We start from the raw sequence: 19370 nt of genomic DNA, 5'->3' as shown, positions 1-19370 counted from the left end.
GTCAGTCTTTAGAACTCTCCCGATTGGGGTGCGATCAGGTCATTAAGCCAGCCGTCAATTTGAGCCAACAGGCGATGAGAGGCGGCTGAATTGATCGCATCTGTATCGCTAAATCGCTCCAATGCCCGGTTGTAATCTGCGCTCGCATAGTTCCAGTCTCCTGACAGATGGTGCGCTCGCCCTCGTGCCCCAAAAATGTGGGCTTCTAAAACGCTGGTGGAACCGTTGGACAACAATTGGGTGATTTGCAGGGCGTGATCAAAGTTCTCGATCGCTTGAGCAAATTCTTCTAGCTCTCGAAACGTAATTCCCTGATTGATCCAGGCGCGAATGTTGGTGGGGTCGAGGTCGATCGCCATTTCATAATCTGCGAGAGCCTCCGTCAGACAGCCTTGAGCTGCATAGTAGTTGGCGCGATTATTGTAGGCGCTGGCCAACTTGGGGTTGAGATGAATGGCGTAGTTGTAGTCATCCAACGCTGCGCCAAACTGACCCGATTGAAAATGAACCAATCCTCGGTTGTTGAAGTCTACAGAGCTGGAGGGGTTCCGTTCGAGGAGAAGGTTGAGTCCCTCGATCGCGTCCCTGTAGTTTCCTTTGCGAGCTTCACAGAGGGATTGTTGTCTCAGCAACCGATCCTGCTCACTCGGCTCTAGCCAGGTGGTGCGACGGGTGCTTTCTAGAGGTCTGCGACGCTGGCGAAGCGGATTTGTAGTGGAGCTACGGCGAGTAACGTGCGTTCTTCCACTCTTGAGATAAGTCGGACGTAAAGATCTGGAGTTGTCTTGACTGAGAGAAGTACGAGCGTTCATGCAATCCTCACTAGGCTTCTGGATTAACCTTATCGACTTGACGACTAAATTTTTTCTGCCTACGTGTCACAACCTGATACGTCTACGGTTAGATTTTAGATCTGTGAGGTGACAGCCGTGTTGCGTTGTGGTTTCGACAACAAGTTCTACAATGCCAATTCAGGTTATTTCTGACGAAACAGGAATTGACACACGGGTTCACACTTCTGGGTTAAACGATTGGGTAACAGAAAGGATAGAAATTTACGCGAACTTTGCATAACCTTAATATTCCCGCAAAATTAATTCACTAACGGCGGCTCACCTGTGTTGCGAGTCATAAAGCCTGGGGCAGACTGATCGCTCAACTTGATAAAATGCGGCAATCAAGCGATCGCACCAGTGTTGAACTGGGCTAAACAAGCTGTTTATGACGACCACATTTTCCTACCCCAACACGTCCGATTTGACCGCAGATGACTATCTAGTGCTGGGTTTGGCAACCTGCTATATCAAAGATGATGGTGAAGTGCATGAGGTGAAGGTGATTGAGCCGATTCCGTCTGCGGCACTCGAAGCGATCGTCAAAGGGATTCCGACTTCTTACTCCAGAGCGATCGCGACGACGATCGGCACCGTTTTGAGTGATGAAACGCCTCAACTCCCGGATGGTTTTCCGGCTGACGCTCAATTTTGTGATGATTTCAGCTTTCGGGCGACAGCGGCGGCTCGGACGTTTAAAGCACGATCGCAGGCGCAGTCTCACATCGCGATCGGAACAACCCGCACCGACTTTAACCACTCTACCGAACGCAAACGGGTGCTCAATTCTCAGCGTATCGTCAGCACCGAAGACAACGTAAAACAGCACGAACACACTCATAAGGTGCTGTAGGCTTGGATTTGGGCATGGGGCAACCTCAAACAATGCTTTTAGAATAGTACAAGTGTACCCTAATTTCAGCGAATATTTTTAGTAGGAGTTTACGAATGTTGAAGCTCTACGGTGGTGCGCGGAGTCGGGCCTCGATCGTGCAGTGGTATCTAGAAGAATTAGAAATTCCCTACGAGTTTGTGCTGCTGGACATGTCGGTTCAAGAACACTTGCAGCCTGAGTTTCGTCAGATTAACCCCTTTGGGAAGGTGCCCGCGATCGACGATGGCGGCTTTTCTCTCTGGGAGTCAGGCGCAATTTTGCTCTATCTAGCTCAGAAGTACAGCAAAGAATTCGACTCGCCCGAAACTCAAGGAACGATCGCCCAGTGGATTCTGTTTGCCAACGCAACGCTGGGGCCAGGAGTATTCGTCGAAGCGAGTCGAGAGCGAGAGTTTCCTAGACTGATGCAGCCGTTAGATGAATTGTTTGGGCAGCAGCCGTTTGTGTTGGACGATCGCTTTACGGTGGCAGATGTAGCGATCGGCTCGATGCTGTCATACATTCCTCTGATGCTGAAGCTCGATTTTGGTGCATATCCCAACGTGGTGAACTATGTACAGCGACTGTCGGAGCGTCCTGCATTTGTTAAGACGATCGGCGGTCGAAGATAGTCCCTTTCAAGCTTGAATAGGAGCTATTCGCAGACAAAAAAGGGGATAGCTTTTACCATCCCCCATCAGTCAACAAATTTTGGGCAGAATCTACAGCTGAGGCACATAGCGTTCTTTTTCAGGAACGTTCGCATATTCAGCTACGATTTGACGAAACTCGTCGCCGTCGATCGTTTCTTTCTCAATCAACAAATCGACTAAGCGATCGATGACTTCGCGATTTTCACGCATGATCCGGCGCGCATCGTCGTAGCAGTGTTCGACAATCATGCGGACTTGAGCATCGATGCGAGCGGCGATTTCTTCGGAGTATTCCGATCGCGCCGTCCAATCCCGACCCAGGAAGACTTCGCCTTGCTGACTTTCAAGCGAAACCGGCCCTAAATCGGACATGCCAAACCGAGTCACCATTTGACGCGCCATTCCTGTGACCTGCTGCAAGTCGTTTCCGGCTCCAGTCGTCACCTCGGAATCCCCAAAGATCACTTCTTCAGCAGCCCGACCACCCAAAGCACCCGTGATGCGTGCTAGGATTTGCGCTCTCGAAATCAACCCTTGATCTTCAGAAGGCGTAAACCAGGTCAACCCTTGCGCCTGTCCACGGGGAACCAGCGTCACCTTTTGCACAGGATCGTGAGCCTTGACCAGCGTGCCAATCACAGCATGTCCAATCTCGTGGTAAGCGATCAAACGCTTGCTCTTGCTGTCCACGAGCGGTGTGCCTTCCATGCCTGCGACGACGCGATCGACGGCATCATCCACTTCCAGCATGGTGACCGCCTCTTTGCGACGACGGGCGGTGAGAATAGCCGCTTCATTCAACAAATTGGCGAGGTCAGCCCCAGAGAATCCGGGAGTGCGACGGGCGATCGCTTCGAGTGAAACTTCGGGAGCAATTTTTTTGTCGCGAGCGTGGACGTTGAGAATTTCCAGACGACCTTTGATATCGGGGACATCGACCGTAACTTGACGATCGAATCGGCCCGGACGCAGCAGCGCAGAATCCAAGACATCGGCGCGGTTGGTCGCAGCGATGATAATGATTCCAGTGTTGCCTTCAAAGCCATCCATCTCGGTCAGCAACTGGTTGAGGGTTTGTTCGCGTTCGTCGTTACCGCCGCCGATTCCTGCACCCCGCTGGCGACCCACTGCGTCAATTTCATCGATAAAGATGATGCAAGGTGCGTTCTCTTTGGCTTTTTTGAACAAATCACGGACGCGAGAAGCCCCCACCCCGACAAACATTTCGACAAACTCAGATCCAGAGATCGAGAAGAAAGGCACGCCAGCCTCACCTGCGATCGCTTTTGCCAACAGAGTCTTACCCGTTCCAGGTGGCCCGACCAGCAAAACGCCTTTAGGAATCCGGGCACCGACTGCGGTAAAGCGTTCTGGCTTTTTCAAAAAGGTCACGACTTCTTGCAGTTCTTCTTTGGCTTCTTCGATGCCTGCCACGTCGTCAAACAACACGCCCGTTTTGGCTTCCATCTGGAACCGAGCGCGAGATTTGCCAAAGCTCATGGCTTGACCTGGGCCACCCGGAACGTTTCCAGAACGGCGGAACAAGAAGAATAAGCCACCCAACAGCAGCACGGGGAAGACTAAATTTCCTAAAAGTCCCCAAACTGCGCCATCGTTGCGAGCAGGGTGAGAATCCAAATTAATGTTGGATTCTCTCAGACGAGTAATCAATTCGGGAGCATTGCCCGGAAGGTCAACGCGCAAACGCTGTAGCCGATTTTCCAGTTCGGGGTCGATCGCTTCAACAATGGCAGTGCGCCCACCATCATACAAATCAACGCTTTTGACTCGATTGGCATCCAAATATTCCAAAAATCGCCCGTAGGTCATGCGGGTGCTGGCGGTGTTTTTGCTCACCGTGGCGGGATTAGGAGCAAATGACCCCTGCCATAGGAAAAATCCAATAACGAGTGCAGGCAAGGCCCACAGCAGGATGGTTCTCCAGGAAGCTTTCATAAACTGGCAACCTCTATATGTGGCAACAACGGTTAAGTCTCGATCTTAAACAAAAGTGAAATTTCCTCAAGGGGAAGCGCGGATTTAAGTGGGTAGATTTCCGCTCTGTAAAGGCGCTTCTGAGAAAGTTGATTCGATTTCCAGACGTTTAATGAGAAATATCTTAATTAAATTTAACCTAATTGGGAGACATCCAGCAATCAGGTTAAAGATATGAGGTCTGATGCCATTCCCTTGCTTCAGAAATGCTGCGCTTGCTTGGTATCGATTTGCTTAGATGAGAGGTGACCGTGTTGGGGAATACGTGGTCGATCGCTCCTTTCGTGATATAGCTATCTTAAAGTTGAATCAGAAACAGAATTCTCGGAGTGCTTGGATGCTGATCAGGCTAAAGCTAAGGGAAATTGCCGAGCAGGAGAGGTTTCAATTCATCTTATTTTCAGACGGCGAAGAACTCGCAGAAGGGCACCTTAGTGCGATTCCTGAAGGCTTGACTCAGGCGTTTGAGGACTGGCGGCAAGCCTATCTAGGGTTGGACAGCGTACGATTTCGCCTTACGCCCATCCCGACAAGGACAAACTTCTCAGAATTAGACATCGCGGGCTTTGCTAAAACGCTCAAATCGCACTTGGATGAGTGGCTCAACGGCGGTCAGGAGTGGCAAAAGGCGCGGGAAAGGTTAGCTCAAGTGCTGGCGCAAAATGCTGGCAGTGAGATTCGAGTTTTGCTGGATGTCAAGGATCATCGGCTACGGCGGTTTCCCTGGCAGGAATGGGAGTTTTTTGAAGACCACTTTCACAATGCCGAGATTGCTCTCTGTGAACGGTTTCAGCCGCCTGCTGTTTTACCTGGGTCGGGACTCGTCAAGATTTTGGTCGTGGTTGGCAATACGCAAAACATTGAGAAAGGGGTTCTCGCAGATCTGGAAGCTATCAAAAGCGTTGAGAAAAACGGCGCAGTGGTAGAAATTTTGGAACAGCCCAGTCGCCACACGCTGCTCGAAAAGCTGCGAACTCACCCCTACGAAATTTTTATTTTCACGGGACACAGCAGCAGTAACGCCAGTGGGGAGATTGGCAAAATTGCCCTTTCTGACACCGATGATTTAGAGATTGGTGAACTGAAACAGGCCCTACGATCGGCGATCGCTCAACGATTACAGCTTTGTATTTTCAATTCTTGCGATGGGTTGGGGCTGGCAAGACAGTTGGCTGAGTTAAAACTGCCCTGCACGATCGTCATGCGAGAGCCTATTCCCGATGATGCGGCTGCCAAATTTCTCAAGGTGTTTTTGAAAAGCTTTGCGGAAGGGCGATCGTTTTTTCGCTCGTTTCGAGAGGCGCGGCAACGGCTGGAAGGCTTTAATCAATATCCGGGGGTCTGTTGGTTGCCTGCAATCAGTATCGGTCAGTCGGTACAGCCGCCCACTTGGGAGCAGTTAGCTGGCAAGGTCGCTGCGATCGCTTCAGATCCACTGCCAAAAGAGTCAGGGAACCGTAGTAAAAAGCTGATTTTGGGAAGCATTGCAGTTTTGGGATTGGTTGCAGGTGGAGTCTGGTTCTTGAATTGGACTAAACCCCAAATTCCAGCTTTAGAACCTAGCCCTGGCGTGATCGAAATCAGTCAGATTCAGTTTCCGGCAATGACAGTGAAGTATGGCGGGTCTGGCACGTTGTCACGTCTGGCAAATGGCTTAAAGGTGCTTCCGGGCGTTCCAAGCAGTTTTAATTTAGATTATGTGAAGCCGCCCGAAGAAAACGGCAGCGAAGTCGGCATTCAGATGTTGATCGATGGCGAACTCGATATTGCGCTCTCATCAACTCAACTGGAAACCAAAGATTACGATCGCGCCGCTCAAAAACAAGTGCGGATCAAGCAGGTTGCGATCGCCATTGACGGGATTGCTGTGGTCGTGAATCCCAGTTTGAATTTGGATGGGCTGACGATCGGGCAGCTAAAAGACATTTACACAGGCAAAATTACGAACTGGCAGCAAATCAATCCGTCTCTGCCCAGTTTGACCATTCAGCCCTTCTCTAATCCGCCACAGACCTCCGGCACGGCCAAAGACTTCAAAGAAAAAGTGCTAGGTAACGAAGACTTCAAGATTCCTCAAGAAAATTACACTCGTGGCTCGTTGAGTGCTGGGATAGCGAGAGTTGCTGATGCTCCGGGGGGCATTTATTATGCAACGGCTTCCGAAGCAGTCAGACAATGTACGGTAAAGCCGATTTCGGTTAGTCCGGGGGCCAGCAGCGGGTGGGTCGCGCCTTACCAGGGTAATTTAGGAAAGCGAGGGCCAGGCTGTACAGAGCAGGATCAGAACAAAGTTAACGTAGAAGCGTTTCAGCCCAATGGCCAGTATCCAGAGCGGCTAACTCGCAGGCTGTATGCGATCGTGCGTCAAGACAATGACCCCCAGCGAGCCAAACGCAAAGAGGCAGGAGAGGCTCTGATTAAGCTACTGCAAACTCAGCTAGGACAAGAACTAATCCGAGAAACAGGGTTTTATCCATTGCAGGCGGCGATCGCTTCGAGTTACCCGCAAGGGGTCGCTAACCTCTACCGGACTTCTGTAATCCTCAAAATGTAGGGGGTTGCTTTGTCTTTGTGGTAGGTGCCGACCCAGACTTGATAGCTGCCGGGGAGCCATTCTCCCTCGATTCCAGCATTTTTGTCCTGCAAATCGTCGTTGCACCAGACACCGCCCGGCCCTTTGATGACGATCGTCGTGTCTTCAGAACTCTGCGTCTGAATCTTGAGATATTTGAAAGCGGCTTTTAGCTCGATCGTATGATTGGGGGCAGCATCCATAAAGCCCAAACAGCCACCCGTCGGAGAATCTGCCCGACCTGCAACCTCTTTGGCGGCAACTGATCCCCCTGTAATTCCCTTCAACTCTGTGGGGTCGGGGGAAAACTTGGGGCTAAGTGTGGCGTTTTGAAACATTGGGGGACTTTGGGCTTGAGCAGGCATGGAGACGATCGCGCCTCCTATCATGGCTGAAAATACCAACACTGCCCATCTGCACTTTCGCTCGGAATGAATCTTAAGCATTGGTGTTTCTCGCGTTTGACGTGTCTGGTTCTCGAAGACGGTCTTTTTGGCAAGAGAGTTTCTCGTTGAGGGCAGAGTTGTTAGGCTCTAAGAATCCTCAACTTCAATACTGAATTTTAGGCGATCGTCGCGGCCCGTTCGAGTCGAGAACGATCATATCCCTTCTGACTTAACAACAGCCAGGACTGCACCAAATCTGGCCCATGCATCGCACCCGTCAGCGCGGCTCTCAGCGATTTCATCACCACCCCTTTTTTGACGTTCTGTTCTTTAACCACCTGCTTGATGATTTCCTGAATGCTTTCGCTGGTCAGAGAAGTAGAGGAGAGTGTTTCATGGATGGACTTGAGGGCTGCCGCCGCACCTTCCTGCTTGAGTTGAGCGATCGCTTCTTCGTCAAATTCAATCTCGCTGACAAACAGATAGCGCGTCATCTCCACGGCTTCTTGCAGGCGAGACAAGCTGGCACCAATCAGACTCGTCGTTTGCTCTAACCAGGAACGATCTGCCGGATCAACTTCATACCCCGCTGCTTGCCAATAGGGAATCAGCAGATCGGTGAGCTTGTCCACAGGCATATTGTGCAGATATTGACTATTTAACCAATTAAGCTTGTCCCAATCGAATTTAGCGCCAGCTTTGTTAACGCGATCGAAGCTAAAGTCCGCTGCTGCCTCTTCCAACGTAAAGATTTCCTGAGTCGAATCGGGAGGCGACCAGCCCAGCAGCGTCATGTAGTTGACCAACCCCTCTGCGGTGTAGCCCATTTGCTGAAAGTCGGCGATCGAGGTAACGCCATCCCGTTTCGAGAGTTTTGCCCCAGCCGAGTTAAGAATCAGCGGCGTATGCCCAAATTCTGGAACGGTGGCTCCCAGCGCTTCATACAGCAAAATTTGTTTGGGCGTGTTGCCGATGTGGTCTTCTCCCCGAATCACATGGCTAATCTGCATGTCAATGTCATCGACGACAACGACAAAGTTATAGAGCGGCTGCCCCACTTCGCTGCCTTCTGCTGCCCGCGCGATCACCATATCTCCGCCCAGATCGCGACCCTTCCAGGTGACTTTGCCGCGTACCATGTCGTTCCAGGAAATCTCGCGATCGTTCTCAATTTTGAACCGAATCACAGGCTTACGACCTTCTGCGACAAAAGCGGCTTCCTGTTCCGCTGTCAAATTGCGGTGACGGTTGTCGTATCGAGGCGCTTCTTTTTGCGCTTTTTGGGCTTCTCGCATCGCATCTAATTCTTCGGGCGTTTCGTAACTGCGGTAAGCCAGCCCGTTGTCTAAGAGCGTTTTGACCGCTTTCTCATACATCTGTAGCCGCTGCGATTGATAAAAGGGGCCTTCGTCCCAGGTCAGACCGAGCCACTGTAAGCCCTCCAAGATATTTTCGGTGAATTCAGGGCGCGATCGCTCCAGATCCGTATCTTCAATCCGCAGAATGAACTGCCCCCCCTGATGACGAGCAAAGAGCCAGTTAAACACAGCCGTTCGAGCGGTGCCAATGTGAAGCTTTCCGGTAGGACTGGGGGCAATACGAACACGAATCATAAGGAAAAGGGTAAAGGAAAAGGATAAAAAAGAAAAAGGATGAATTCTTTAAGACAACGAATGAATTTTACTTCATCCCTCATCCCTCATCCTTCATCCTTACTTCTTAACGGGACTGACGGGGCTCGAACCCGCAACTTCCGCCGTGACAGGGCGGTGCTCTAACCAATTGAACTACAGTCCCTCATTTCTGAGGTCGCAACCTTTCAGCGCGATCTCTATTGTGCCGATCGACCCTTCTTTTGTCAAACGTTTTGCGAAAGTTTTTTGAAACAAGGCTTTTTGGCGGGCGATCGGCACCAGTTAGCGAAACTGGATAGCTTCAATTAATTCACTACTTTTTACGATAGTCTGCATCGCGCCAGCAGAGCGGCAAGTCTTCGCCCGAAGGAAACAGCAGCGCTTCTTTGCGAAACGGAGTCGGGTCTTGCTCTTCTTGCCCTTCTTGAATCCGACCTTTGGTTTCGTCTTGAGCGGGGTTAAATAAAGATTCTAGATCTAAAATTTCAACCAGGTTGCCCGTTTGTTTTTCCTGCAAAAGCATGGAATTCTCCCATAAATTTTTGAGTACGCTACCAGAATGCGGCTTCACAAACGGCTTCTCATCTATCTGAAGGCAAGTTGGGCGATCGACTGAGGGATAATAGCGATCGAGCGTTGCACCCAAGCTTCATGCGAACTATTGCCGAAATCAATGACAAAATCGATCGCCATCAGGCCACTGTTCTCACCGTCGAAGCCCTGAAAGCGCGAGTTGCAGAAGTCGGCGTGACTCAAGCAGCCAAAGAAGTCGATGTTGTGACGACGGGCACCTTTGAGCCGATGGAGTCTTCTGGGGCAATTTTGAATCTGGGGCAGACTGATCCACCCATTAAGATCCGTCAGTGCTGGGTCGATGGCGTGTCGGCTTATGCAGGGTTTGGGGCGGTCGATCTGTATCTCGGTGCCTCTCAAATGGTGGAGTATTCGGGCATCGGAGACGGTTTGGACAATGAGGACTCACGAGATCGGGGCGGTGGGCATGTAATCGAGGATTTGATTGGGGGAAAGTCAGTGCATTTGCGGGCGATCGGGCAGGTGACAGACTGTTACCCTCGTGCCTCGTTTGAGACGACAATTACTCGCGAAACGATCAATCAGTTTTATCTATTCAATCCTCGTAATCTCTACCAGAATTTTATTGTTGGGGTGAATGGCGGCGATCGTCCCCTTTTCACTTATTTGGGCCCGCTACAACCTCGATTAGCGAATGCGGTTTACTCCAATCCAGGGGCGATTTCCCCGTTGCTAAATGATCCTGATTTACAGCTAATCGGGATTGGTACGCGAATTTTCTTGGGAGGCGCGATCGGTTATGTGACCTGGGAAGGCACTCAGCACTTTCCGTTACAAAAACGACTGCCTAACCGCACGCCGATCGGGCCCGCTGCGACCCTGGCGCTGATTGGTGACGCAAAACAGATGGAGACTCGTTGGGTGAGAGGCTGCTATCTCAAAGGGTATGGCCCGTCGCTGATGTTGGGTGTAGGCGTGCCGCTGCCCGTTTTGACTGAGGAAGTGATTTTACGGTGTGCAGTGCAGGATCAGGATCTGGTGGCTCCGATCGTCGATTTTTCGATTCCTCGGCGGGTTCGTCCTACGTTCGGATTGGTCAGCTACGCTCAACTCAAATCTGGCAGAGTGGCGATCGACGGTAAATCCGTGCGAGTGGCCCCTTTATCGAGTATCCATCTAGCGCGACAGGTGGCGATCGAGCTAAAGCAGTGGATTGATGAAGGAAAATTTACGCTAACTGAAGCGGTTGCCCCGATTCCCAACGATCGGGCATTCATTCCCCAAGATTTGAGAGGTCGCTGATGTTTGCCAAAATCCGGGGCACCGAAATTTACTTTGATATTGAAGGGTCAGGACTGGTGCCCGACGGCTCTCGAATGCGAGAAAAACCAGTGGCGTTTCTGATTCACGGCGGCCCAGGGGCGGATCACACGTCCTACAAGCCGACTTTTTTTGCTCTGAGCCAGAAAATGCAGTTGGTGTACTTTGACCATCGAGGACAGGGGCGATCGGCACGGGGCGACAAAACGACCTACACGCTGGATCACAACGTTGAAGACATGGAAGCTTTGCGTCAGTATTTGGGATTGGGCAAAATTGTCGTGATTGGCGGCTCCTATGGAGGCATGGTGGCTCTGACCTATGCCACTCGCCATCCTGAGAATGTGTCCCATTTGATTGCGATCGCCACCGTCCCCGATTTCCGATTTCTGCAACGAGCGCAAGAGATTTTGGCAGAACGAGGCACCGAAGAACAGCAAGCGATCGCTCAATTCCTCTGGAATGGCAACTTTGAAACGGAGGATCAGCTACGGGAATATTTTAAGGTGATGCGATCGATGTACTCGGTCACCTACGATCCCACTGACCAGACCGACCAGACCGCGAGTTGGAATCGCACCATTCTCTCGATCGATGCCATCAATGTCGCGTTCGGTGGATTTCTAAAAACCTACAGTGTTTTGGATGAATTGCCCAAAATTACGGCTCCAACCCTGATTATTGCTGGCCGACACGACTGGATCTGCCAGCCCGAATTTTCAGAAGAAATGGCTAAAGTGATTCCCAACGCTGACTTAAGAATTTTTGAAAACAGCGGTCACGCCATTCGAGCCGACGAGCCAGAAGCTTTACTGGATGCGATCGCAGGGTTCATCGTCTACAAGAAATAAGCCTGCAAAAAAATAATCAGGAATGGATCGAAATCCACCCCTGATCACTCAGCCAGACTGAAGACCTTTAAGCCTCTGTTGTGTTTGTGTCCCGCTTTTTAACAGGCTTTGGTAAGGGATCTTTGCGCGCAGGTGCGGGGGTAGACGGTGCCCCAGCGGTTGGTTTTGACGCACCTCCAGCCCGGTTAAACGGACGCGGTGACGCAAAATCTCGTCTCGGTCGATCGCCGCTCCCCCTGCTAAACGAAGATTTGGGCTTCTTCTTAGGCGGAATCATGCCGATCGGGGTTCCCTTCTCAATCACCAGCCCGTCGCCCCGTCTGCGAACTTGCAGATCCCAAAAATAGCCAACGACCTTACCAGTCAGCGTTCCTTCAAGTTTGAGCTTGAAGCATTTGCTGCGGTTGCCGTCTTTTTTGCGAGGCGCTTGCTGAATCTTCACCACCAGAGAGTTTTCTTCGGGCGTGTGAAAAATTACTTCTCCACGAATCGAGAAATAGTCATCATCCGCTTCTGACGAAGGTTGGTAAACGATCGGGGGTTCTTCATCTTCTGAAGGTTCGCCGTCTCCCTCTTCCGCCTTGTTCAGCTTCTCTGGCTCCCAAACTCCGACGATTTGAGCGTGCAGATCTTCTTCTTTCTCGCGGGTGCGGGGATACACCACCCAGAGATGGTCTTGTTCTAAGTCCAGATGATTTCTCACCAGACTCATCACCCGACCCAATAGGACGGCCTGAATTTCGGTGCCATCGGTGGTGAACAGCGTCCCACGGGTAAATTGCTCTTCTGATGCGGTATAGCGACCTCGCAGGAGACCGATCGCTCGATACTGCATTGGCTCACTCGGTGCTGGGATGGGCTTGTGGCGCAATCCGTCATCTGGAGGCGCTTCTGGCGTTTCCTCTACAATGGGAGGAGGCGGAGTCGGCTCAGGCTCGATCGCTTTGGGTGGCATGACTGGTCTGGCCACCGGACGCATCAACGGGCGCTGGGGAGTCAGCGGGGCCGTGTCTGAGGAGGTCTCTGAGGAGCTAGATGGGGTCGATTCGGCAGGGTCTTTATGAGTCTCAGAAGAAGCATCGTTGAGGGGTTGCTCATCCAGGGGGGCCTGGGGGGATGCGGGAGACTTGGGAGGTTGGAGAGGACGGTTGGGCAGGGGACTCATAGGCTATCATCGTCACGGGCTGAGGGCAGAGTTGCATCAGTCAGCATATTGTACTAAATGCAGTCAGACTAAGAAGGAATCCGAAAGCTTTTTGCATTTCTATAAAAGATTATGGAATGCGCTTTTCAGAATTTCTGCTGGGGAGCCATCTCAGAGGTTGCCGAAAAGGTTGACCCACAGACTCATTCTTAGCATTTACGTTGGTCAGCATCAATAACGCTGTGTCTATGATACTGATTTCTGATGACTGACAAATCGACTCCAGGCAGACAATCTTAAGATTTCCCTGGTTCTCTGACGGATCAACAGACCCGGTTTGTATCAAGCCTCACAGTTAGAAGATTTCTATCGCCAAATCTATCCCAATGGAGGACACAGCATGGAGAAAATCTGTCTTGTGTGGCTCTGTTTCTCGATTGAGATGGGCGATCGCACAGAGCAGACTTCTTTCTTTTAACCTGCTGCTTAAATGCTCGGCGGCTCATGTTAAGCCAGTTTGATGAAGTCTTTTCACTTCGCTGATTTGGGCAGAAGGTCGATTATTGGTCAAGCATTGACACGATTTGTAACCAGGAAATGAGTGCCCTACTGCTGTTTCTACTTTTTTAGCAAAACCCCTTGACTCTGACGTGACGTGAGGCTTTTAGGATGAACTCGTTCACAGTTAGAGCAAATCAAGGAGGAACAGGATGCAAACCACGGGGTTGAAAGTGGGCGATTTAGCAAAACAAACAGGAGTCTCTGTTCGGACGTTGCACTACTACGATGAAATCGGTTTATTGTCGCCTTCTCATCGTACCGAAACAGGTTATCGACTGTATGACGAAGCGGACATTATTCGATTGCAGCAAATTGTGTCGCTGCGGCAGGTTGGGTTCTCTTTAGAGGACATTCGATCGTGTTTGGATCAGCCTGATTCTTCACTTGATCACATTATTCAGTTACATCTCACTCGTCTACGCGAACAAATTGATTTATCTCATCGATTGCTCACCCGATTGGAAGCGATCGCACAGACCCTAAACTCAGCAGAATCTGTTTCTGTCACGACTTTAATTCAAACCATTGAGGCTATTTCTATGTTGGAAAAGTACTACACGCCAGAACAATTAGAAACGCTCAAGCAACGTCAGGAGTTGGTGGGTGAGGAGAGAATTCGTCAAGTGGAACTAGAATGGCAGGAACTGCTGGAGCAGGTTCGCACTGAGATGGAAAAGGGCACCGATCCAACTAGCGAGTCAGTGTTAAGGTTGGCTCGACAATCACTCGCGTTGATTCATGAATTTACAGGCGGGGATGCAGGAATTGAACGATCACTGCACACGATGTATCAGCAAGAAGGAGCGGACGTTGCCAGTCGGGGGGTTGTTAATTCGGCTACCTCTGAATATTTGAGTAGAGCGGTGGCAGCTCTAGAAGGATCAGAATCGTGAGCTTCTACGATGGGTGAGAGGGGCACCAGTTTCTCGTATCACTTCCAGGGTGTCAAGGTGTAAAGAAAAAAGTTAGATAGGGGACTTGGACAGGGGACTTGAACAGGGAACTTTAGACAGAAGACTTTGGACAGGGGACTTTAGACGGGGGGCTTCTGACTCTGGGCAGTTGTCTGGTGGGGTTGACTAGAATGGGGGCTAGAGGGTCTGGGCATTTTCAGTTCTTTCACGGCTTAATCTTTGTTTCAGGATGCGATCGATGCAAATTCCTTTTGTTGGTAAAGATAAAAAGCTCCCTCGATGGCTGCTGGGGTTGATGGTGGCTGGGGTGATTGCGATCCCGGCGGGTACTTATTGGGCTTCGCGCAAGGCGACTCCGCAGGCAGATATCAAGACGCTGACGACCCCGGTGAAGTCTGAAACCTTGACGATGCGAATTACGGCCAGTGGCACGATCGCGCCCGTTCAGACTGTCAATCTCAGTCCCAAAACACCCAGCCGCATTGCAGAATTGTATGTCGAGCAGGGCGATCGGGTAGAGGCGGGTCAAGTGATTGCTCGGATGGAAAACAACGAACTGCAAGCCCAACGCGCTCAGGCGGTTGCCAGCCTCGAAGAAGCCCAACAGCGGCTCAATCAGCTAAAAGTTGGGACTCGTGTCGAAGAGATTCGTCAATCAGAGTCAGAAGTGACCCGTGCCCAGGGTGAGATCAACCGCGTCCAGGGGCAGATTGCCGATGCTCAATCGCAGTTAGAATTCGCTCGAACCCAGACTCGACGGCAGAGAGAACTGGCCAACCAGGGAGCGATCGCCGCCAACTCGCTCGACGAATTTCTTCGCAAAGAACGTAGCGCCCAGGAAGCTTTAAACCAAGTTCGCGCCCAGCTAAGTCAGTCTCAAGCTCAATACAGTCAGACGGTGCAGCAGCTTGCTCAAAAACGCAACGGGGCGACTCGTGAGGAGATTGGTCAGGCGGAGGCGAGAGTAGCGGCTGCGGTGGCTCAGGTCAAGCAGATTGATTCTAATTTGGCGGATACGGTGATTCGTGCGCCTTTTGCAGGGCAGATTACGCAACGCTACGCCAGTGTGGGAGCCTTTGTTACCCCGACGACTTCTGCTTCGGCGACCTCTTCGGCGACTTCAACGTCGATCGTCGCCCTCGCCACTGAGTTAGAAGTGTTGGCTAAGGTGCCCGAAGTGGATATTGGCAACATTAAGCAGGGTCAGTCGGTTGAGGTGAGAGTAGACGCTTTTCGGCAGGAAGTCTTTAAGGGGCGAGTTCGTTTGATTGCGCCCGAAGCGGTCGTCGATCGCGATGTCACCTCGTTTCAAGTGCGGATTCAGTTACTTTCGGGGCAAAACAAGCTGCGATCGGGGATGAATGCCGATTTAAGTTTCTTAGGTAACCAATTAAACAATGCCTTGATGGTGCCAACGGTCGCAGTTGTGACCCGCCAAGGACAAACGGGCGTACTCGTCCCAGGAGCAAAAAATCAACCAGAATTTAAGGAAGTTACGATCGGCACAAGCATGGGAAATCAAACCCAAATTACCGAAGGATTGAATGCAGGCAATCAGGTTTTTGTACAGCTTCCCGAAGGGCAAAAACTACAAACAATCATTGATGGCGACACCAACAAATAGGACAGCAGAAACATATGGCAATGGACTGGCTTGAAAGTGGAAAAATGGCAGTCAAAACGCTCACTGCGAATAAACTGCGAAGTAGCTTAACCATGCTGGGAATGATCATCGGCAACGCTTCGGTGATTGCTATGATCGGTATTGGACAAGGGGCACAGCGACTCGCTTCTGAACAGTTTGAGTCATTGGGGCCGAACGTTCTTTTTGTTACGCCGGGGTCAGGTCAGGCCAGACAGAGAACGACTAACTTGCCGAGAACGCTGGTCTGGGGAGATGCCATTGCGATCGCCACTCAAGTTCCTTCGGTCAAAGAAGTCGCGGCTCAAAGACAGTCTCAACAGCCGATCGTGTATGGGGGACGCAACCGCAGTTCTCTAGTCGTGGGGACGACCCCAGAATTTCTCTCAGTTCGCGATTTTGATGTGGCTAAAGGACGGTTTTTGACCAATGCCGATCTCGATCGCAGTACCAAGGTTGCTGTTTTGGGGCCTGAGTTAGCGGCGGATTATTTTGGCACCAAAGACCCGATCGGACAGCGGATACGAATCCGCAACATTAGTTTTGAAGTGATTGGAGTGATGCAGGCGAAGGGGTCATTTTTGGGCAGCAATCAGGATGATGCAGTTTACATTCCCTTGACGACGACAGCTAATCTGCTGACCGGACGCACTTCACCCTATGGACTGGATCTCACCTTTGTTTCGGTATCTGCCAAAGATGAAGCAAGTGTCCAAGCGGCCGAATTTCAGATTACAAACCTGCTGCGCCTGAGACACAAAATCGTCAACGAAGATGATTTCACCGTCCAGACTCAAAAAGACATCCTTCGCATCGTCGGCACGATTACTGGAGGCCTCACCGCAATGCTGGCCGCGATCGCCGGAATCTCGCTCCTCGTCGGCGGCATCGGCATCATGAACATTATGCTGGTTTCTGTCACCGAAAGAACCCAAGAAATCGGCTTAAGAAAAGCGATCGGAGCCACCGAACAGGATGTCCTCGTCCAATTCATGATCGAAGCCGTTCTCTTATCAGCCGCAGGTGGCCTCATTGGCACCGCTGTCGGAGTGAGTGGAATTCTCCTCGTTTCTGCGTTCAGTCCCCTACAGGCAGGTGTCGCACCGATGGCGATCGCCCTAGCCGTAAGTGTATCCGGCACGATCGGACTCGTCTTTGGAGTCATTCCCGCCCGCCAAGCCGCAAAACTTGACCCGATCGTCGCCCTCCGCAGTGCCTAACTCTGTCATCCTCCAAACAAAACGCGAGACCTCAACTCCCACCAACCAATTCTTTCATCCCTCATCCTTCATCCCTCATCCCTCCCCATGCCCCAACCTGTGATCATCCGACTCGAAGAAGTCACCAAAGTCTACGGCTCTGGCGAGACTGAAGTTCATGCTCTGGCGGGTGTGGAGCTGATTGTCGAACAGGGCGAATATTGCGCCATCATGGGCGCTTCTGGATCAGGCAAATCAACGATGATGAATATTATTGGCTGTCTCGATCGCCCCACTGCCGGACGCTACTACTTAGACGGGGTAGACGTTTCGGGACTTCAGGACAAAGATCTGGCGCACGTTCGCAATCTCAAACTGGGCTTTGTGTTTCAGCAGTTTCATCTATTGCCGCAGTTGAGTGCGCTCGAAAACGTCATGCTGCCGATGGTCTATGCCAGCGTTCCGTCGGAGGAGCGTCACAACCGGGCGAAAGAGGCGCTGATTAAAGTGGGACTCGAAAATCGGCTGGCCAATCGTCCCAATCAATTGTCAGGCGGACAACAACAACGGGTGGCGATCGCGCGGGCTATTGTCAATCGTCCCGTTCTTTTGCTGGCAGATGAGCCGACGGGCGCGTTAGATTCTGGAACCACCAAAGAAATTCTCAGCATCTTCACCGAACTGAATGCGAGTGGCATGACCGTCGTGATGGTCACACACGAACCGGATGTGGCCCGCTGTACTCGCCGTGTCATCTGGTTCAAAGATGGGCAAGTCAGAAAGCCATATCTCGCGCCTGAAGAGTTGGGCACGGTGACGGCCGCCTGATGACCTCAGTGTGATTTTTTAGTCATTCATACTAGGTCGCGATCGGACTAAGCTCGTATTCTCTCGTCATCAGAATGTTGAGCAGCTCTCGTCACAATACTCTTAGTTGAAGCGAGTAAAAGCAGTTTAGCGCAAATTGTGCCTGACAATACACTAGGTACTGAACGCTCTGTGGTCACACCGGATGTCACGATACGAGGAATCAGCAGCGGGAGCTTGGCTGTTGCCGAAGGCATTCTAGCATTCACACTTTATTGACTACTCTCGCGAAGGAATAGAAACGAATTGTGAATGCTAAAACGCTTACTGGGAGAAGGTTACATCGTTTTTTAGCAATTTTACTTCTTCTAAAGTGGCATAAGAGGGATAGCGCTTTGAAGTTAAATGTTTTGTCGAACGAGGGCTAATTGCAGGACACTTCACCGGCTTTGGGCGTGGCATCTGGGTAGAAGGTGACGATCGCTCGATTTGTTTTGACAAACACCGCTTTAAAGGGTGGAGCCGCATTATCGCGCACGGTAAGTAGACAAGCTTGCTGACCCCTGTTTCTGAAAGCTTTGAAAGCCTGGGTCGCGTCGGTCAAAATCTCTTGAGCATTGCTCACATAGGAGTAGCCTTTTTTAGTATCTCTGGTGACAATGCGATCGCCCTGTCTCACCTCGACCCCCAGGGTATAAATTCCGCCCTCCATCACCTCTTCGGCTCTAGAATTATTGGGCAATCGTCCAGCAATGCCTTGAGTTTGTAGCTGCAAATATCTGCCCGCAAAATGCAGTCCACCAATCTGCCGCGCGCCTTTGATTTGTCCACAAAAGATATGCTCAAATCCACTTCTGTCTGACCAGACGGTGATCAAGTCGTCGCGAAACTGCTGATCGCTGCTGCGTCCCGGAAACAACTCGCCGCCCACCGATCGCTTCACACTTCTCACCACATCCGGAGACTCGGCAAACAATCGTCTCAGGCTGACCGTGTTAACTTTGCTGCCAAAGGCTCCGCAAGTCTGCAACACTTTCTGATCAAAGGCATTCAAGCTAGGCGGATTGGGCGTAATATCAACTCGCTGATTTCTGGGAATGCCAACCGCAACGGGATTGTTAACTTGATCAAAAAAGGGCAATAGTTTTGAATTAGACTGAGAACGCTGTTTGGAATAACTCTGATAATCTGTCTGGGAAACTTGAGCGATCGCTTGTTGAATCAGTGATGGAACCGTTCCTAACAACAGAAGCGAGAATCCACCAACACAACTTTTTAACAACCTGGACATAAATGAGATTCTCATAACGACAATGTAAGCCAAAACACGAGAGAAACGGTCTGAATACTCCTGTGACGTGATTGCGCCTCTAGAGAGTTCCCGGTTAGATGAGAATAAAATGAATTTTATAGATGTAAAAAATTACGTAGAAAAGTCGCGATCGCGACTC

General features: G+C 51.0%; 17 protein-coding genes and 1 tRNA gene. 10 read left to right on the top strand and 8 right to left on the bottom strand.

All coding sequences use genetic code 11. The features are described from left to right. Positions 1-8 precede the first annotated feature (8 nt). Complete coding sequence (locus ACJ2PR_RS06845; RefSeq protein WP_446876473.1) at positions 9-812, bottom strand: tetratricopeptide repeat protein; 804 nt, start codon at positions 810-812, stop codon at positions 9-11. Between the two features lie 409 nt (positions 813-1221). Between ACJ2PR_RS06845 and ACJ2PR_RS06840 the strand changes: the two genes are divergently transcribed. Together ACJ2PR_RS06840 and ACJ2PR_RS06835 are read left to right on the top strand one after the other, a co-directional pair. Continuing rightward, positions 1222-1686 carry a hypothetical protein gene (locus ACJ2PR_RS06840; protein ID WP_446876472.1) on the top strand — a complete coding sequence of 155 codons (465 nt, stop codon included), beginning with the start codon at positions 1222-1224 and terminating at the stop codon, positions 1684-1686. Positions 1687-1781: 95 nt separating this feature from the next. Beyond that, positions 1782-2339 carry a glutathione S-transferase family protein gene (locus ACJ2PR_RS06835; RefSeq protein ID WP_446876471.1) on the top strand — a complete coding sequence of 186 codons (558 nt, stop codon included), beginning with the start codon at positions 1782-1784 and terminating at the stop codon, positions 2337-2339. A 90-nt stretch (positions 2340-2429) separates the two neighbouring features. Here ACJ2PR_RS06835 and ftsH2 read toward each other — a convergent pair whose 3' ends face one another. Further along, entirely contained in the window at positions 2430-4316 is a 1887-nt protein-coding gene (gene ftsH2 / locus ACJ2PR_RS06830; protein ID WP_446876470.1) for an ATP-dependent zinc metalloprotease FtsH2, read from the bottom strand. Between the two features lie 376 nt (positions 4317-4692). Between ftsH2 and ACJ2PR_RS06825 the strand changes: the two genes are divergently transcribed. Then, on the top strand, positions 4693-6909 hold the full coding sequence (locus tag ACJ2PR_RS06825; RefSeq protein ID WP_446876469.1) for a substrate-binding domain-containing protein: 2217 nt from the start codon (positions 4693-4695) through the stop codon (positions 6907-6909). Here ACJ2PR_RS06825 and ACJ2PR_RS06820 read toward each other — a convergent pair. The 4 genes from ACJ2PR_RS06820 to ACJ2PR_RS06805 form a co-directional block, all read right to left on the bottom strand. Continuing rightward, positions 6879-7373, bottom strand: a complete 495-nt coding sequence (locus tag ACJ2PR_RS06820; protein ID WP_446876468.1) for a hypothetical protein — start codon at positions 7371-7373, stop codon at positions 6879-6881. The two genes, ACJ2PR_RS06825 and ACJ2PR_RS06820, sit on opposite strands and share 31 nt — an antisense overlap. A 116-nt stretch (positions 7374-7489) precedes the next feature. After that, positions 7490-8926 carry a glutamate--tRNA ligase gene (gene gltX / locus ACJ2PR_RS06815; RefSeq protein ID WP_446876467.1) on the bottom strand — a complete coding sequence of 479 codons (1437 nt, stop codon included), beginning with the start codon at positions 8924-8926 and terminating at the stop codon, positions 7490-7492. 110 nt (positions 8927-9036) lie between these two features. Continuing rightward, positions 9037-9110, bottom strand: a tRNA-Asp gene (locus ACJ2PR_RS06810). 150 nt (positions 9111-9260) lie between these two features. After that, the gene (locus tag ACJ2PR_RS06805) at positions 9261-9593 is read right to left on the bottom strand and encodes a hypothetical protein (protein WP_446867379.1); all 333 of its coding nucleotides are present in this window, start codon (positions 9591-9593) and stop codon (positions 9261-9263) included. Positions 9594-9598: 5 nt separating this feature from the next. Here ACJ2PR_RS06805 and ACJ2PR_RS06800 point away from each other — a divergent pair, with 5 nt between their 5' ends. Continuing rightward, positions 9599-10783 carry a homocysteine biosynthesis protein gene (locus ACJ2PR_RS06800; RefSeq protein ID WP_446876466.1) on the top strand — a complete coding sequence of 395 codons (1185 nt, stop codon included), beginning with the start codon at positions 9599-9601 and terminating at the stop codon, positions 10781-10783. Continuing rightward, entirely contained in the window at positions 10783-11652 is an 870-nt protein-coding gene (locus tag ACJ2PR_RS06795) for an alpha/beta fold hydrolase (RefSeq protein ID WP_446876465.1), read from the top strand. The genes ACJ2PR_RS06800 and ACJ2PR_RS06795 overlap by 1 nt, the downstream gene beginning before the upstream one ends. A gap of 67 nt (positions 11653-11719) precedes the next feature. On the opposite strand, the gene ACJ2PR_RS06790 is transcribed toward ACJ2PR_RS06795, so the two are convergent. Continuing rightward, the gene (locus ACJ2PR_RS06790) at positions 11720-12817 is read right to left on the bottom strand and encodes a hypothetical protein (protein WP_446876464.1); all 1098 of its coding nucleotides are present in this window, start codon (positions 12815-12817) and stop codon (positions 11720-11722) included. A 316-nt stretch (positions 12818-13133) separates the two neighbouring features. Here ACJ2PR_RS06790 and ACJ2PR_RS06785 point away from each other — a divergent pair, with 316 nt between their 5' ends. The 5 genes from ACJ2PR_RS06785 to ACJ2PR_RS06765 all read left to right on the top strand — a co-directional run bounded on the left by ACJ2PR_RS06785 (position 13134) and on the right by ACJ2PR_RS06765 (position 17940). After that, positions 13134-13274: a hypothetical protein gene (locus tag ACJ2PR_RS06785; RefSeq protein WP_446876463.1), complete on the top strand. Its 141-nt coding sequence runs from the start codon at positions 13134-13136 to the stop codon at positions 13272-13274. 232 nt (positions 13275-13506) lie between these two features. Beyond that, positions 13507-14250 (top strand): MerR family transcriptional regulator, encoded by a 744-nt coding sequence (locus tag ACJ2PR_RS06780; protein WP_446867383.1) that lies wholly within the window; start codon positions 13507-13509, stop codon positions 14248-14250. Positions 14251-14509: 259 nt separating this feature from the next. Further along, entirely contained in the window at positions 14510-15895 is a 1386-nt protein-coding gene (locus ACJ2PR_RS06775) for an efflux RND transporter periplasmic adaptor subunit (protein ID WP_446876462.1), read from the top strand. Between the two features lie 20 nt (positions 15896-15915). Continuing rightward, positions 15916-17133 (top strand): ABC transporter permease, encoded by a 1218-nt coding sequence (locus ACJ2PR_RS06770; RefSeq protein WP_446857473.1) that lies wholly within the window; start codon positions 15916-15918, stop codon positions 17131-17133. A gap of 87 nt (positions 17134-17220) precedes the next feature. Beyond that, complete coding sequence (locus ACJ2PR_RS06765; protein ID WP_446876461.1) at positions 17221-17940, top strand: ABC transporter ATP-binding protein; 720 nt, start codon at positions 17221-17223, stop codon at positions 17938-17940. A gap of 403 nt (positions 17941-18343) precedes the next feature. Here ACJ2PR_RS06765 and ACJ2PR_RS06760 read toward each other — a convergent pair whose 3' ends face one another. Next, positions 18344-19210 carry an EndoU domain-containing protein gene (locus ACJ2PR_RS06760; RefSeq protein ID WP_446867387.1) on the bottom strand — a complete coding sequence of 289 codons (867 nt, stop codon included), beginning with the start codon at positions 19208-19210 and terminating at the stop codon, positions 18344-18346. Positions 19211-19370: the final 160 nt, after the last annotated feature.

It is taken from the genome of Phormidesmis sp. 146-33 (genome assembly GCF_052939515.1).
This window is presented reverse-complemented; position numbering and strand designations above follow the sequence as displayed.

Bases quoted from the DNA above. Each gene is read 5' to 3' on its own strand.
- ACJ2PR_RS06840 (WP_446876472.1), top strand. From the start codon at position 1,222: ATGACGACCACATTTTCCTACCCCAACACGTCCGATTTGACCGCAGAT.
- ACJ2PR_RS06765 (WP_446876461.1), top strand. From the start codon at position 17,221: ATGCCCCAACCTGTGATCATCCGACTCGAAGAAGTCACCAAAGTCTAC.
- gltX (WP_446876467.1), bottom strand. From the start codon at position 8,926: ATGATTCGTGTTCGTATTGCCCCCAGTCCTACCGGAAAGCTTCACATT.
- ACJ2PR_RS06845 (WP_446876473.1), bottom strand. From the start codon at position 812: ATGAACGCTCGTACTTCTCTCAGTCAAGACAACTCCAGATCTTTACGT.
- ACJ2PR_RS06800 (WP_446876466.1), top strand. From the start codon at position 9,599: ATGCGAACTATTGCCGAAATCAATGACAAAATCGATCGCCATCAGGCC.
- ACJ2PR_RS06795 (WP_446876465.1), top strand. From the start codon at position 10,783: ATGTTTGCCAAAATCCGGGGCACCGAAATTTACTTTGATATTGAAGGG.
- ftsH2 (WP_446876470.1), bottom strand. From the start codon at position 4,316: ATGAAAGCTTCCTGGAGAACCATCCTGCTGTGGGCCTTGCCTGCACTC.
- ACJ2PR_RS06820 (WP_446876468.1), bottom strand. From the start codon at position 7,373: ATGCTTAAGATTCATTCCGAGCGAAAGTGCAGATGGGCAGTGTTGGTA.
- ACJ2PR_RS06790 (WP_446876464.1), bottom strand. From the start codon at position 12,817: ATGAGTCCCCTGCCCAACCGTCCTCTCCAACCTCCCAAGTCTCCCGCA.
- ACJ2PR_RS06835 (WP_446876471.1), top strand. From the start codon at position 1,782: ATGTTGAAGCTCTACGGTGGTGCGCGGAGTCGGGCCTCGATCGTGCAG.
- ACJ2PR_RS06770 (WP_446857473.1), top strand. From the start codon at position 15,916: ATGGACTGGCTTGAAAGTGGAAAAATGGCAGTCAAAACGCTCACTGCG.
- ACJ2PR_RS06775 (WP_446876462.1), top strand. From the start codon at position 14,510: ATGCAAATTCCTTTTGTTGGTAAAGATAAAAAGCTCCCTCGATGGCTG.
- ACJ2PR_RS06780 (WP_446867383.1), top strand. From the start codon at position 13,507: ATGCAAACCACGGGGTTGAAAGTGGGCGATTTAGCAAAACAAACAGGA.
- ACJ2PR_RS06760 (WP_446867387.1), bottom strand. From the start codon at position 19,210: ATGTCCAGGTTGTTAAAAAGTTGTGTTGGTGGATTCTCGCTTCTGTTG.
- ACJ2PR_RS06825 (WP_446876469.1), top strand. From the start codon at position 4,693: ATGCTGATCAGGCTAAAGCTAAGGGAAATTGCCGAGCAGGAGAGGTTT.